This window comes from Flavobacterium sp. PS2 (genome assembly GCF_046250155.1).
Taxonomy (GTDB): domain Bacteria; phylum Bacteroidota; class Bacteroidia; order Flavobacteriales; family Flavobacteriaceae; genus Flavobacterium.
Genome location: NZ_CP176426.1, coordinates 1,445,184 through 1,460,930, shown reverse-complemented (window position 1 = coordinate 1,460,930; position 15,747 = coordinate 1,445,184). Strand labels below are relative to the sequence as shown.

Below are 15,747 nucleotides of genomic sequence, written 5' to 3'. Positions count from 1 at the left end.
TACAAAAATTTAAAAATAATTATTTTACTTCGAAAGTTTCTCTCAATGATACAGGGATTCCTTCCTGTGTAAACCCTTCTAAATTGATCTCATATTCTCCAGATACATCAGAAGTAAAAAAGGAAATTGTGTTCTCTTTGTTTTCCAGCGTTAAGTCTGGTTGCCAAAGTAATTGGTATCTATAATCAGGTATTCTATTGTATTTATCACCATCAGTATAATCTTGTTTGAAATAGATAGTTTTATTTAAAGGTCTTTGAATTTCAGATTTCAAAAAATAGTTCCCAGTTTCTTTACTTACATAATCATTTCTTTTTGTAGTAAAACTTATGATCCCATTAAATGCTTTTGGACCATAAAAATAAACTCCTGGGACAACACTTATTTTGTATATATTTTCTGTTTTGTAATCAAATAATTCGTTGACATTCTGGATTAATAATCCGTCGACTAATACTAATGTTGGCTCAGAAAAATATTTTAAATCATAGTTTATATCTCTCACATTAAGGCTGTATTTTTTATCTTCTTCACGATAATAAACTTCTTTTACCACTTCAGTTATTGTTTCTTTTAAACTCGGAAAACTTGTGTAGTCCCCAAGTATATACTCTTTCTGTAATGGATTAAAAAATGATACAGCTTTACTATTGGCTTCTACACTATCTTTTTTTATGGAGTAATATGCGTTTTCTATTTGGTTTGCAATTGATCTTTCTTCAATACTATTTTTATAATCTGAAGTAAGATTTAACTCATCTGTAAATTTTAACTCTGATAAAGTGTATGGTTTGGTTTTATCAATTTCTATGGTGTAATCATTTTTGTCATCTCCTATTACCTGAGCTACAACATTAGTGTAGTTGGGGTTTTTATCTAAAATAAAATTGAATTTACCATTTTGATTAGTCTTAACGATTTTAAAACCAAAATCAGTTCCCGGTATAGATAATGCTACACTTTTGTCGCTTATTTGTTTTGAATCTTTACTATTTGTAATTGTACCAGATATTATTTCTCCTCTAAGTTCTGGTATAAATAAGATTGTATCATTTATTGTATTTGCCCATTTATTATTTGAATTATACTTTACAAATTCATAAGAATTTAAAGGTTTTTTAGAAGGTAAGTTATCAATCTTTTTTATCGAAAGAGAATAGTTTCCTTTACCGCTAATAGCGTTTAAGGATTTAATTTTAAGTGAAAGTTGTTCTCTTTTTATTGCACTTATCTTATTTAATTCTATCACAAAAGTTTGGTCTTTAGTAGGAGATAAGGCTAAATCTGATTTAGTTTCAGAAACTTTTGTTTCGTTTTTTTGAGAGTTGGAATCTTTGATTGAATTGCTTTTTACGCTCTTTATATAGGGATTTATTATTACAAGATCAATTTCTGATACTTTAGAATCTTTTTTGTTTAACATCCAATTTGTATACGCGATAAGCTTATAGTTACCAGTGTTAATAGTTGTCGGTATAAAGAAATCACCCTGTCCCTTTCCGTTATCTAAATAGATTTTATTCATGAAAATAAGATTATTTTCACTGTCAATAAGTTCTACATGAGCAATTTTGCTGATGCTGCTTAATTTATTATTTTCTGGGTTTACAGCATATAATTTGCAATGCAACGTTTCTCCAGTAATTAGAGTAGAGGTGCTTAAGTGAACAAATATATTTTCGCTAGTTGATCTGCTTATAAATCCATTTTTATTTAATGAACTATTTTGCGCTGTAGCTAATGTATTAATTACTATTAGCATAGCTATGCTTATTGATTTTTTTAGTCTATCCAAAATAAAGGTTTAATGTTAGATGAAATTTTAGTACAATCTGTACAAGCTGCGGTAATAAATACAAACGAATCTTTATCGGTTCCATAATATAAGACATCCAATCCGGGGCCATTAACAATCGAAAGTATTTTTTCGCCTCTACAAGATCTATCTTCTGTTTGTCCCCAACAGTTTTTATATGACTCGTAAGCACATTCGGAGGGATATGGAGGATATGGTTCATCTATAAAGATATCTCTATAACTAAAAAATATTCTTTTTGATGAAATTGATGATACTTCAAAAAATCCAATTATTTTTTCACTAGAATTATCATTAGATTTTAAATTTCCATAGTTAAATCCTGGCTGAACTTGTGAAAAGATGCTCTCGGAAGTAGACAAGCTCTTTAATGTTTTGTAATAGGTATAGGATTCTAAATTCTGAACATATTGGCGAACTATAATACTATATCGTTCCTTAATAATAGGGTCTTTGGCACTTATAAAACGTATTGGTAAATTAATGCGATCTTCGCTCGATCCCACAGTATTCATTAAAAGTAAATCATCAGATTTTTTTGTGGTAAAACAAATTCGGGATTCTCCTTCTCTGGGTACAACAATGAAATCTGGACGACCATTTGTTGTAAATGGAGCTAACACAAGTTTATAGGGCGTCCAGCTTTGCGCTACGACCTTATATGTTTCATCATATTCATATCTGTAAAACTTTGTTTTTGCATTTGGATCATAGCTGCTCACAACTATTTGTACTCCTTTTTTTCCATCTTTAGTTTCAATCTTTGGTTCTACCTGAATTTCATTAACAGGGGTTAAAGACTGAACAGATGAAGAGTATGATTTTCCTTCTTTTGTCGTAATGTTTAATTGATATGTTTTTCCTGGAATTGCCTGAAATTCATTGTTCGAAACATATAGGCCTGATGTTTTTTCTAGACTAAAGGAATAGGAATTATTATCATTATCGGTTACAAAAACAGTAGCACCTTCTTCTGTAGTTGGGCCACTCTCCTCGAAACGATAAGATCTGGAGATTTTTATCTCTTGTTTTTTATATTCATTTGTAATATTTGCTTGTACAACAAGAATATTTTCGAACGTACTGGTTTTAAAGGCATACTGCTCCGTACAACTACTTATAGTAAAGCAAAAGAGTATAAAAAATAATGTATTATACAAGTACCTAATATGTTGGCTTCTTAATTTCATTTGCTTTGACTGTTGAAATTTAATATTATGTGTTTTAATCTCATTTTTATTTAATGAGTTATTTTGTGAGATAACAGTCTATGATTTGCTATCCATTTTTGAATGCATTATTTAATCTATCCAAAATAAAGGCCTGATGTTTGATGAAATTTTGGTGCAATCTCCACAAGGTGCGGTTGTAAATATAAAGTTTTCTTTGTCAGTTCCGTAATATACTTCTTCCGTTCCAGATCCAGCAACTAAAGAAAATATTTTTGGACCTCTACATGTTATTTGAGGGTCCCAACAGTTTCTGTATATACTAGTTTCGCATTTGAAATAATATGGGGGATATTGATCGTCTATAAAGAGGTCTCTAAAATTAAAGAAAATTCTTTTTGATGAAATTGATGATACTTCAAAGAAGCCAATTATTTTTTCACTAGGATCATCATTTGATTTTAAATTACCGTAGTTAAATCCAGGCTGAACTTGTGAGAAGATACTTTTGTTAGTTGACAAACTTTTTAATGTTTTATAATATGCATAAGATTCTAAATTCTGCACATACTGGCGTACAATAATACTGTATCGTTCGTTAAGAATAGGATTTTTGATCTCTATAAAACGTATCGGATAATTAATTCGATCTTCGCTTAAACCTACAGTATTTAGTAAAAATAAATCATCAGATTTTTTTGTAGTATAACATATTCTGGCCTCTTCTGTTCTGGGAACAACCAAAAAATCAGGATGACCATTTGTTGTATATGGAGCTACAATAAGCTTAACAGGTTTCCAGTTTGGTGCTATTACCTTATATGTTTCATCATATTCGTATCTGTAAAATTTTGTTTTTGCATCTGGATCATAGCTACTCACAACTATTTGCACTCCTTTTTCTCCATTGATAGTTGCTACCTTTGGTTCTACCTGAATTTCGCTTACAGGTGTTAAAGACTGAACTGATGAAGAGTATGATTTTCCTTCTTTTGTGATAACGTTTAATTGATATGTTTTTTCCGGAACTGCCTTAAATTCGCTATTTGAAACATATAAACCTGATATTTTTTCAAAGCCAAATTGATAGCTATTATTATCATTATCGGTTACATACACAGTAGCACCTTCTTCGTTAGTTGGTCCATTTTCTTCAAAACGATAAGATCTGGAAATTTTTATTTCTTGCTTTTTATATTCATTTGTAATGTTTGCCTGAATAACAAGTATATTTTCGAATGTACTCGTTTTAAAGGCATACTGTTCCGTACAACTACTTATAGTAAGACAAAGAAGTATAAAAACAAATGACTTGTATAAGTATCTAATCTGTAGGATTCTTAGTTTCATTTGTTAAAATTTAATATTATAAGTTATTGTAGGAATAGGAACAGAAAAAATGGAGGTTTTGTATGCTTTAATTTCTCCATTTGCTGTTACAAAAAAGATAGAATATGGATTATTTCTTCCTAATACATTATAGATAGATATGTTCCAGAAACTGTGTGTTAATTTCTTAATTTTATGATTTCCTTCTATATTAAATCCAATATCTAATCGATAATAGTCTGGTATTCTATATTTATTTCGGTCACTATATACAGTATATTCCATCCCATTGTACATATAGCTTCCAATAGGGTAGGTAATTGGTCTTCCTGATTGATATACAAAATTACTTGATACGCTATATCTCTTCGTGAACTTATAATTTAATACAGCACTTATCTCATGAGGTTTATCAAAATTTGTTGGAAAATAATCTCCGTTGTTTACTTTTTCCTCATTAAACTGAGTGTCCAATTTTATAAAAGTACGGGAATAAGTATATCCTAACCAACCATTAAGTTTTCCTGCATTTTTTTTAAGTAACAATTCAATTCCATAAGCTTTCCCTTCACCTTGTAATAATTGTGTTTCTGTGTTTTTGTTTAAGACTAAATCGGCTCCAACTTTATAATCTAGTAAATTGTTAGATTTTTTATAATACCCCTCCAAACTAAGTTCAATATTATCATTATCAAGATTTTTGTAAAAACCTAATGAGAATTGTTGAGCATCTTGTGGAGCAATGTGTAAGCCAGATAACTTCCATGCATCTGTAGGCGATTGAGTCGTATTATTGGTTAATAGGTGAATGTATTGGTACGTTTTGTCATAGCTTGCTTTTACAGAGAAATCATCAGTAAATAAATAACGTACTGCTAGTCTGGGTTCAAATCCACCATAAGTTTTAATCACTTCATTTTTTTTGTAATATTGAGTACCAACAACGGTATTATCATTAACAGGAGTATTATCTCCGTAAACTCTTTGTGTTGATTCTCCTAATGCCGAATATGTTGAATAACGCAGCCCCATACTAACTAATATTTTTTCGCTTAGATTATAATTGTCCGAAATGTAAACGGCAGATTCTACTGCTTTTTCGTCAGCTATAGTTATTGGAATTAATGTAGAGTTGGGATTTTTTGGGTTGAGATATCCAGGTTCTACATTATACAGTTTGCTTGAAACTCCATAATTAAAAGCGTGCTTATTATTTGGTGTATAATTACCATTTAATATAACTTGAGTTTCATTTAATTTATAACCGTAATCAAAAGAATTCATTCCTCCATTATCATAGTCGATATTAAATTTGTACTCGCTATTTGTAAAAATTAAGTCAGCTTTACTTTTGTTGTTAAATGCATGGTTCCATTTTAATGAAATTAGGGCATTACTATATTTATAAACAGAATCTGAAGAGATACTAAAACGATCTTTGCTATAATACAAGGTAGATTCAATAGTATTGTTGGTATTTATTTTATGGTTGTATTTTAAGATACCATCAAAAAATGCTGCTTGGCTATTATTTAAAGATTCATTATCTATTTTTTTCAAAATCCACTCAGAATAAGTAGCTCTTACACCAACTAACAAGCTAGATTTATTTTTTATAACAGGAGTTCCTATAGAAAGATTACTTGTTACAGATCCAATTCCTCCTTCTCCAGAAAATTTTTCCGGATTACCATTTTTTGTTGTAATGTCAAAAACAGACGATAGTCTGCCTCCGAATCGAGCAGGAATACTTCCTTTATAAATATCTACTTTACTGGTAGTATAAGGATTGACTGCAGAGAAAAATCCTAAAAAATGAGATGTATTATATAAAACGGCATTATCTAAAAGGATAAGATTTTGATCATCTTTACCTCCTCTAACATTGAAACCAGCAGAACCTTCTCCAGTAGTTTTTATTCCGGGTAAAGTTGTAGCTACTCTAAAAATGTCTCTCTCTCCAAGAACTAGAGGAACATTCTTTATTCCTTCTACATCTATAGTAGAAACTCCAGCAATGACATTCTTTACGTTTTTATTTGCGTCTTTCTTTATGATAACTTCATCTAATTCATTTATGTTCTCATAAAGAGTTACGTCTAGTTTTCCATTGCCATAAATCATGACAGTCTCCGTATTTTTTTTGTGACTGATTGACTCTATTTCAATATAATTAAGACCATAGGGAACTTCAATAGTGTAGTATCCTTCATTATTGGTAACTGTGCTTGTGTTTTTATCACGTATTCTAATCGTAACGTTAGAAAGAGGTTTTTTTGTTTTTTCATTTTTTATAAAACCAGAAAGAGTATATGATTTTAATTCTCCTCCCTTTTTTTCTTTACCAATGTAAGTTATGCCAGAATTAATATTGTTGTGTATTATTGTATCATATTGTTGATGAAATATTGGTTTTGCAGAGTCTTTATTCTCAGTTTTATCTATTTGTGGAGTTGATGAAGACCCAAAATAATCGTTGGGTAGCGAATTGTGAATGATGCTATTTTTTGTTAGAATTATTTTTTTGTCAGAAATAAAATAATTCAGATTAGTCTTCTCAAAAAGATTATCTAATATATCTTCAACCGAACTATTTACATAATTTTTATTAATTAAGACGGCATCAACAGTATTAAGCCAATTTGTATCAAAATAAAATTTATAATCTGTGGTTTTTTCAATTTTCTCTAATGCAGTTTTTAAATCAACGTTATTAAATTCAATGGATATTTTATCTCCTTTTTCTTGACTAAATGATAACGCATGAAAAGTTAATAAAAATAGGGTTAGTATAATTTTTCTCATTTTTTAATTGAATACATTAGTTAGAGGGAGTACTGTTGATTTCTTTTATTAGATTTTCAATGAAAATTTTCTTATCCGATTCCTCTAACTGAGAATAGTTATTGTAATAATTTTTTATTTTACTTTTAGACTCGGGAAATATTTTGATAATATCACTTTTGGAACTTATTTTATAATAGTTGCCTTTGTGTTTTAGGATAAAATCATTCTTCTCAATAAATTCATCAAATGTATTTTGGTTAGCTACATCAGAAATTCTTTTATTATCAATAATCTTTCCTCTGTTTTTATGATGTTTAATATAAAGAACATCATCTTGAGAATAAACAATTTCTTGATAATAACCATTCATGTAGTCTGGACATGTAGGATTGTTGTAGTTTACATTAATAAAATTCTTATTATTAATGCTAAAACTAGCTGTTTTTTCTTTTATGACATTAATTCCTAGGTAGTCAAATTCGCCAGTGGCTTTTAAGACCAGAACATCATTGTTAACATCGTATTTAAGATCAAGGTTATTATAGTCTTGACCTTCATAGTTAAGATTTCCAATACTAAAGTTATTTGAAAAATAATAACTATGGCTGTTATCTATTGTTCTGTAATAGTTCACATGGCGTGAGCCATTGTATATTGCTAAATTTTCTTTACCTATGGCTTTATCAAACAAATTATATATAGAAGTTTCTTTGTTTGTTTGTGAATGTAAAGCATTAATGCTTATGATAACGCCTAGTAATAGTAATGTTAGTTTGTTTTGGGAATTTTTCAACTGTATCTTTTGATATAAAGTTAATTTCTTGCTTAATTTCAAAAGTATTAAAAAAATGTTATAAATATCACGTAAATGTGTTAAATAGTAATATAATAGCTATTGCAAAAAATAAAAAAATCAATTATTCCTTTAAAACAATAGGTCTACCTGAGAATTTATTTTTTCGACATAATAATCTATTTTTCGATTGGCTCGATTGTAGAATGAATTTTGCTCTTTGATTCCCGAAGCGCCCAAAGACTTTGAGTTGATAATTTGCTGCTTAAAGAATTGATGTACGTTTTTGCAACTGTCTACATTATCAGTAATAAAATAACCGAGTAAGGTATAAGGAACAAACATGGTTAGTTTTTCTTCGGTTTCTATGAGCATATTATTGTTTAATAATATTAACTCGTTGTAGTATATAGTGAAATTAGAATTTGGTTTATTGCCTTTTTCCTGAATAGAATTAATGATTCTTTTTAAGTCTTTACAAAGTGCATTTGCATTTTTTAGGTTAAGTAAACCGGCTTCATAAAAATATAAAATTTGCTGTAGACTACTGTTTATCGTAGTGTCATTCCATATCTCATTTACAATAGCATTTTCATAAACATTTTTCAATTTTTGCATGTATTCTGTAAAGGATTCTTCGATTACAAAATTTTCAAAAGTAACTTTCTTCTGTTTAGTATTTAAAAGATTTAGCCATACAAAAGCTTTGAATTTTGATAAAATTGTACCATCCATAAAATAGAATAACGGAATATCCTTGGCGGAATAAAAAAGAGTAGTTTTTGGATTTTTGGTTAAAAATTCAATTTGTTCTGCTGAAGTTTTGAAATACTGAAGCATATCTTTTAATGTCTCTATTTCAATTGTTTTTTCAACAATAACTTTTTCTTTTTTTGAAAATAAATTATCTAACGAAATATTAAAATGATCTGCAAGTTTGATGGTTTCGTCTATCGAAAATTTACTTTTTTTGGATATTCTTCGGTGCGATGCATCATAGCTAATCTCTAAAACAGAGGCGACCTCATCTATTAAAGAGGCTGACTTAGAAACTTTACTTCGAATTGCTTTTAGAAATGATTCTTGATATTTCATAATTTGCGATAATCACAAATATAAGAAATAGTTTTATTGTTTTAAGCAAATTTATATGTGATTATTGCAATAGGTTTGTCCTGAAATTTTAAAATAATGATTTATGAAAACATCAATTTTGGTATCCTTATTATTTGGTTTTGGAGGAATATATGCTCAGGATACAATTGGAATTCAGGCTATTGATTCTGTTGCGCAGCACTCGAAAATTTTTAGTCTATCTCCAATTTCTAAAAAAGTAGATCAAGTAAATGGGCTTGTGTTTGGTCTTGGACATATTAATAATAAAAATATAGAGCGTCAAACGATTAATGGGATAAATATAGAAGCAAACCCGGCGCCTGCCGCTGGAGTATTATATGCTTTTATGATGTTAATGCATATTGATGATGTAATAAAGAACAATAAAATAAAAGTTATAAAAAATTCTGAAGAAGATTATAAAATTAGGAATGTAAATTATACTCCTGATTTAAAATTGAATGGCTTAAATCTTAGTTCAGGTTGCTTTTTTACAACAACAAGCATGAATGGCTTAAATATTTCGGCAGGAAACAAGTTCAACGATTTTAATGGATTTTCAGTTACTATTTTGGGAACTATTGCTGATAATCAGAACGGATTGTCAATAGGTGTTTATAATGCTAATAATGATTTAATTGGTTCGACAATTGGAGTTTATAATCAATCGTATGAGTTGAAGGGATTGCATTTGGGAGTTTTTAATCAGGCACAAATTAATAGAGGATTACAGATTGGTGTTTTTAATAAATCAAATTCTAAAGGTTTTCAATTAGGACTTTGGAATATAAATAATAAAAGGTCAATGCCTTTTTTAAATTGGTAAAATCATGAAAAAACTTTTTATAATATTAGTTTGTATAATTTCTCAATCTGTATTCTCTCAAAATGAATCTCAAGATTCGTATGATGATTATGAAAGAATTTATGTTGAGGCTGGTTTTGTTCAACCAATCGGGAAACTTTCTGATAAGTTTGATTTATCGCCCTCATTTGGTTTTTGGTTTAGAAATAAAATAAATCGGGAAGATTTTATAGATTTTGGATTTAATTTTTTTATACCAAAAAAAACAGTAGAACCTAATTTTGAATATCGAGATTCTATTGTAAATTACAAATCCAGTCATTTTGCAATAAACATCGGAACACGTTTTGCAAAAGTTGTTCCTTTATCTATGCGAAAAAAAGATTTTAATTTGGAATGGAATTCAGGAATTGGTTTGGCTTTAAATTTTTATAAAGCGCCAGACGAATTAGATTTTGAAGATGGAGAGCATACAAAAGAAGTTTTGACTACATTTTACCTGTCGCAAGGAATTAAGCTCAATTATAAAAATATTGGATTACAATGTCATTATCAATGGTCTCCTTATGGATTGTTTAATGATAAGGTTGAGAAAGATTTTGGATCACAGAGTTTAATGTTCGGAATTGTTTATCGACAATAGCTAAAAACGAAAAACCCCAATTCAACTAAATGAATTGGGGTTTTCTATGAATAAACCTTTAGTAAACTAAGATCTGATTACTCTTTTTTCTCCTCACGTGGAGGTCTTGGAAGAAGTGCTTTTCTTGACACTTTTTCTTTTCTTGTTTTAGGATCAAGTCCAAGGTATTTAACTTGAAAAACGTCTCCCATGTTAACTACATCAGTAACATTTTCAGTGCGTTCCCAAGCTAGCTCAGATACGTGAAGTAAAACTTCATTTCCTGGTGCAGCAGTATATTCTACTACAGCTCCAAAATCAAGCATTTTAATTACTTTAACTTCGTAAGCTTCGCCCATTTGAGGTTTGAAAGTAATAGATTGAATTTTAGCTAAAACAGCTTCAATTCCTGCAGGATCTGTACCTAAGATTTCGATAACACCTTGCTCATCAACTTCGTTGATTACAATAGTTGTTCCAGTAGCTTTTTGTAATTCTTGAATTACTTTTCCTCCAGGTCCAATTAATGCTCCAATAAAGTTTCCAGGAATAGTTCTAGTGATGATTTTTGGAGAATGCGCTTTAACGTCTGCTCTTGGAGCAGCAATAGTTTCAGTTAGTTTTCCTAAAATGTGTAAACGTCCTTCACGTGCTTGCCCTAAAGCTTGCTCCATGATGTCATAACGTAAACCATCAATTTTAATATCCATCTGGCAAGCTGTAATACCGTCAGCAGTTCCAGTTACTTTAAAGTCCATGTCTCCTAAGTGATCTTCATCACCTAAAATGTCAGACAATACAGCAAATTTATCACCGTCAGTAATTAATCCCATAGCAATCCCAGAAACTGGTTTTACCATTTGAACTCCAGCATCCATCAAAGCCATTGTTCCAGCACAAACTGTAGCCATAGAAGAAGAACCGTTAGATTCTAAAACCTCAGATACAATACGGATAGTGTAAGGACAATCAGCAGGGATCATGTTTTTTAAAGCTCTTTGAGCTAAGTTACCGTGACCAACTTCTCTTCTTGAAGTTCCTCTTAGAGGTTTTGCTTCACCAGTCGAGAAAGGAGGGAAGTTATAGTGTAAGTAGAATTTCTCTTCACCTTGTTCAGATGGAGAATCAATTTGGTTAGCTTCTCTAGAAGTTCCTAAAGTTACTGTAGCCAATGCTTGAGTTTCTCCACGTGTAAATAAAGAAGAACCGTGAACTCTTGGTAAATAATCAATTTCACACCAGATTGGTCTGATATCTGTTGTTTTTCTACCATCTAAACGAACACCTAATTCTAATACTACGTTACGAACAGCTTCTTTGTTTGTTTTGTAGAAATATTTAGAAACTAAATCTCCATCAGCAGCTAATTCTTCTTCAGTAAATAAAGCTTTTACTTCTTCTTTTACTTCAGCAAATGCAGCAGTTCTTTCGTGTTTAGCCGAACCAACTTTTGCAATAGCATAAATTTTATCGTATGCTGCAGCTTTTACTTTTTTGTAAATTTCTTCGTTTTCTTTCTCACCTTCGTAAGTACGAATTTCTTTTTTACCAAAAGCAGCTTGCAAACGTAATTGTGCTTGGATTTGAACTTTAATAGCTTCGTGAGCAAATTTAATTGCTTCTACCATTTCAGCTTCTGAAATTTCTTTCATCTCTCCTTCAACCATCGCAACTGAGTCCATAGAAGCTCCAATCATCATGTCGATGTCAGATTTTGCTAAGTCTTCTCTACTTGGGTTAATTACAAATTTTCCGTCAATACGTGCAACACGTACTTCAGAAATTAAGTTGTAAAAAGGAATGTCTGAAACTGCTAATGCTGCAGATGCAGCTAAACCAGCTAAAGCATCAGGCATAACAGTTTCGTCATGAGACATTAATTGAATCATAACTTGTGTTTCAGCATGGTAATCATCTGGGAAAAGCGGACGTAAAACACGGTCAACTAATCTCATCGTTAATACCTCGCTATCGCTTGGACGAGCTTCTCTCTTAAAGAAACCTCCTGGGAAACGACCAGCTGCTGCAAATTTTTCGCGATAATCTACCGTTAATGGTAAAAAATCAACATTTGGGTTAGCGCTACGTGCAGATACTGCTGTTGCAAGTATCATCGTATCGCCCATTCTTACTACTACAGAACCATCAGCTTGTTTAGCTAAACGTCCTGTCTCGATTGTGATGCTTCTGCCATCACCTAAATCGATTTTTTCTACAAATAATTGTGGAATCATAAATTTTTCCTTATTGGTTATACAATGGGTTTTAGTTGTGTTGTAGTTGTTGTTGTGCGTAGTTAATGCCTAAAACCCAATGAAAAACCAAACTTTTTTTCTTTGTTTGTGTAAAAACAAAAAGAGGCACTCTCGCACCTCTTTTTTATATTGATTATTTTCTGATATTCAATACTTTGATAATCTCACGATATCTGTTGATTTCTTTTTTCTTCAAGTAATCTAACAAAGCTCTTCTTTTACCTACTAGAAGTACAAGTGAACGCTCAGTGTTATAATCGTGACGATTTTTTTTCAAGTGTTCAGTTAAGTGTGAAATTCTGTAAGTGAACAATGCGATTTGACCTTCAGCTTTTCCAGTGTTTGTAACATCACCGTGTTGTGCAAAAATCTCTTCCTTTTTTTCTTTAGTTAAATACATTCCAATATTATTTAATGATTTTTATGTATGTCATACAACTTTTGTAAGACGGGTGCAAAAATAGTACTTTTTTCTCTAAAAATAAATTTTATTGAGTATTTTTTCTAATTGTTATAGGTAATGTGTACAGAACTCTTATCGGAATTCCTCTTTTAGTCCCTGGATTCCAATTTTTAGCGTGTTTAATCACGCTAATTGCGTTTTCGTCTAATCCGTAACCAATTCCTTTTAGGATTCGAGGTTCAACTAATTTTCCTTCTTTGTCTACTATAAAGGATAAATATATTTTTCCCGAAACTTTATTTCTAGCTTCATTAGGGATGTACATTGCTTTTGCAACATAACTATAAAAAGAATTAATTCCTTTTTTAGGTGCTGGAGCTTGAAATATAATAGTGTATGGATGTTCAATGTTTAAAGAGTCAGTACTTACTCCCGAAATTAATTTACCATTTTCATAGTTCTCGACAAAAGTATATTTGCTTTTTTTACTTTTCCCTTTCCAGGTTCCATCAGGGAATCCATTTTTTACTTTTCCGCTTTCTTCATTTCCATTGTCGTCGATATCTTCATAATCGCCATTTCCTTCCGATACTTTTTGTTCTTTTTGAAGATTCCAATAGTTGTTAATTTTAAACTCAACAATTTTTTCTTTGTTTTCGAAATATTCGATTTCAGATTTTAAATTTCCGTTATTGTACCAATTGTATTCTTTTCCAGTTTTTTTTCCATCAGAATAGCTAACAGACGTTTCTCTGTTTCCATTTTCATAATAATAAACAGATTGTCCATCTTTTCTTATTATGTCTCTATCAGATGAAGTACTAATCATCTTTATAGCTTTCGATTTATAGAAATCCTTAAAAATATAAGCTTTTTTATCCGAATAATATTCTTCAATAAGTCTTACATATTTGTGGTTTTCTTCAGAGGTTTCTGCCCACATAGAATCTAAGTAAACTAATTTGCTTACTGGTGTTGGAGCTTGAGCTAATAGTTTTGTAGTTACTAATAAGAATAGTGCAATCGTAAAATAATAATAGGAAAGACCAGATTTCATTTGTATTTGGTTTTTAAGAATAAAAAACAAATATAATAGTATTTTTAATACAATTTAGCAACTTCTTGATTAACAAATTCCAAAAATTTCTCATCAGCTTCGGTAAACGGATCTAGAACGTGACTATCAATATCAATTTGACCAATATTTATTCCGTCAACAAATAAAGGAACCACGATTTCAGATTTTACAGTAAAGCTACAAGCAATATAATTGTCTTGAGCAGCTACATCTGGAACTACAAAATTCTCGCTAGAAACAGCAACTTGTCCACAAATTCCTTTCCCAAATGGAATTACAGTATGATCAGTTTCAGCTCCTACATACGGTCCTAAATGCAATGTTTTATTTTCGTGATTGGCAAAATAAAATCCAACCCAGTTATAATAGTCAACATTGTCGCTTAATAATTGACAAATGTTTAATAGTTTTTCGTCTCTAGACTGATTTGTATCTGCTACAATTGCAGTTATTTTTGGTTGTAATTCCTGAAAAGTCATCTTATTTAGTTTTTATACAAAAGTATTTAAAGCCAAATTCAAAAAATACATAAATTTGTTAAAAATTTCTCTTGAAAAAATATTTAATCCAGTACAAGCCTTTTCTTCTTTTTATAGGTACATTTTTTGGGACTTATATTCTATTGACATTAGTTTATCAATTCTATTTGGGTAGTTTTGAGAATGATAAAATAGATAGAATAACAAAATTAGTAGGCAATCATACCGAGTGGTTATTGCAATTATTTAATAATGATGCTAGGGTTGATGAAATTCCCTCAGAGCCATATTTACAGATATTCTACAATCGGGAAGTAGTTGCTGTAATTGTTGAAGGTTGTAATGCGATTAGCGTGATTATTTTGTTTGTCGCTTTTATAGTCGCTTTTTCGGGTAAATTAAAGCCGACATTGTTTTATATTCTAGGAGGAAGTCTTTTTATTTATATTCTTAATATTTGCCGAATCGCTTCATTAGCAGGATTGTTATATTATTTTCCAGAGAAAACACATCTTTTGCATGGTGTGCTTTTTCCATTGGTTATTTATGGAGTAGTTTTTATTTTGTGGATTATTTGGGTAAGTAAATTTTCAAAATATGCTAAATAATATTCTTCAAAATAAATCAAGAATTTTTCTCTTAATTGTGTTTGTGTTTCTTCTGGCAGGCATAAGAGCATACGAAAATCAATTATTTTATGATCCTTTTCTCGTTTATTTTGAGAGAGATTATAAAGAACTTCCTCTGCCTCAATTCAATTCGATTCAATTGTTCTTGGGATTGTTATTTAGATATTTCTTAAATACGATTATATCATTAGGAATAATTTATGTTATTTTTAGAGAAACAGAACTGGTTAAGTTTGCTTCGGTTTTATATGTTCTGTTTTTTCTTATCCTCATTATTGCTTTCTATTGTATTATTTATTTTTATGGCAACCATAATAATTTGATTCTTTTTTATGTACGTCGTTTTTTAATTCAACCTATTCTTATACTGTTGTTTATTCCTGGATTTTATTATCAAAAAATAAATAAATAGCCCTTTTTTTGTACCTTTATTAGTCGATTTGTATTTGTTTAATTTTCAAATCAA

The 15,747-nt window shown here is 30.2% G+C and carries 14 protein-coding genes; 4 read left to right on the top strand and 10 right to left on the bottom strand.

Translation table 11 applies throughout. The features are described from left to right. Positions 1–19 precede the first annotated feature (19 nt). The 6 genes from ACJ6WR_RS06210 to ACJ6WR_RS06185 all read right to left on the bottom strand — a co-directional run bounded on the left by ACJ6WR_RS06210 (position 20) and on the right by ACJ6WR_RS06185 (position 8,989). The gene (locus ACJ6WR_RS06210) at positions 20–1,762 is read right to left on the bottom strand and encodes a hypothetical protein (RefSeq protein WP_409417348.1); all 1,743 of its coding nucleotides are present in this window, start codon (positions 1,760–1,762) and stop codon (positions 20–22) included. Positions 1,763–1,782: 20 nt separating this feature from the next. Further along, positions 1,783–3,006, bottom strand: a complete 1,224-nt coding sequence (locus ACJ6WR_RS06205; protein WP_409417347.1) for a DUF4249 domain-containing protein — start codon at positions 3,004–3,006, stop codon at positions 1,783–1,785. Between the two features lie 111 nt (positions 3,007–3,117). After that, positions 3,118–4,335, bottom strand: a complete 1,218-nt coding sequence (locus tag ACJ6WR_RS06200; protein ID WP_409417346.1) for a DUF4249 domain-containing protein — start codon at positions 4,333–4,335, stop codon at positions 3,118–3,120. Between the two features lie 3 nt (positions 4,336–4,338). Further along, on the bottom strand, positions 4,339–7,119 hold the full coding sequence (locus ACJ6WR_RS06195) for a TonB-dependent receptor domain-containing protein (protein ID WP_409417345.1): 2,781 nt from the start codon (positions 7,117–7,119) through the stop codon (positions 4,339–4,341). A gap of 16 nt (positions 7,120–7,135) precedes the next feature. Beyond that, entirely contained in the window at positions 7,136–7,894 is a 759-nt protein-coding gene (locus tag ACJ6WR_RS06190) for a hypothetical protein (protein WP_409417344.1), read from the bottom strand. A 132-nt stretch (positions 7,895–8,026) separates the two neighbouring features. Then, positions 8,027–8,989 carry a hypothetical protein gene (locus ACJ6WR_RS06185; RefSeq protein ID WP_409417343.1) on the bottom strand — a complete coding sequence of 321 codons (963 nt, stop codon included), beginning with the start codon at positions 8,987–8,989 and terminating at the stop codon, positions 8,027–8,029. Between the two features lie 103 nt (positions 8,990–9,092). Here ACJ6WR_RS06185 and ACJ6WR_RS06180 point away from each other — a divergent pair, with 103 nt between their 5' ends. Next, positions 9,093–9,836, top strand: coding sequence for an LA_2272 family surface repeat-containing protein (locus tag ACJ6WR_RS06180; RefSeq protein WP_409417342.1), 744 nt, complete (start codon positions 9,093–9,095; stop codon positions 9,834–9,836). Between the two features lie 4 nt (positions 9,837–9,840). Next, entirely contained in the window at positions 9,841–10,458 is a 618-nt protein-coding gene (locus ACJ6WR_RS06175) for a hypothetical protein (RefSeq protein ID WP_409417341.1), read from the top strand. A gap of 77 nt (positions 10,459–10,535) precedes the next feature. Here ACJ6WR_RS06175 and ACJ6WR_RS06170 read toward each other — a convergent pair whose 3' ends face one another. The 4 genes from ACJ6WR_RS06170 to ACJ6WR_RS06155 form a co-directional block, all read right to left on the bottom strand. Next, entirely contained in the window at positions 10,536–12,671 is a 2,136-nt protein-coding gene (locus tag ACJ6WR_RS06170; RefSeq protein ID WP_039111514.1) for a polyribonucleotide nucleotidyltransferase, read from the bottom strand. 154 nt (positions 12,672–12,825) lie between these two features. Continuing rightward, a complete protein-coding gene (gene rpsO, locus ACJ6WR_RS06165; protein WP_039111513.1) occupies positions 12,826–13,092 on the bottom strand; it encodes a 30S ribosomal protein S15 in 267 nt (88 codons plus the stop codon). A gap of 88 nt (positions 13,093–13,180) precedes the next feature. Continuing rightward, positions 13,181–14,152 (bottom strand): energy transducer TonB, encoded by a 972-nt coding sequence (locus ACJ6WR_RS06160; RefSeq protein ID WP_409417340.1) that lies wholly within the window; start codon positions 14,150–14,152, stop codon positions 13,181–13,183. Between the two features lie 44 nt (positions 14,153–14,196). Continuing rightward, positions 14,197–14,652: a GAF domain-containing protein gene (locus ACJ6WR_RS06155; protein ID WP_409417339.1), complete on the bottom strand. Its 456-nt coding sequence runs from the start codon at positions 14,650–14,652 to the stop codon at positions 14,197–14,199. A 71-nt stretch (positions 14,653–14,723) separates the two neighbouring features. Here ACJ6WR_RS06155 and xrtF point away from each other — a divergent pair, with 71 nt between their 5' ends. Both xrtF and ACJ6WR_RS06145 read left to right on the top strand, forming a co-directional pair. After that, the gene (gene xrtF, locus ACJ6WR_RS06150; protein ID WP_409417338.1) at positions 14,724–15,260 is read left to right on the top strand and encodes an exosortase family protein XrtF; all 537 of its coding nucleotides are present in this window, start codon (positions 14,724–14,726) and stop codon (positions 15,258–15,260) included. Continuing rightward, complete coding sequence (locus ACJ6WR_RS06145; protein WP_409417337.1) at positions 15,250–15,693, top strand: exosortase F system-associated membrane protein; 444 nt, start codon at positions 15,250–15,252, stop codon at positions 15,691–15,693. Before xrtF ends, ACJ6WR_RS06145 begins: the two co-directional genes overlap by 11 nt. Positions 15,694–15,747: the final 54 nt, after the last annotated feature.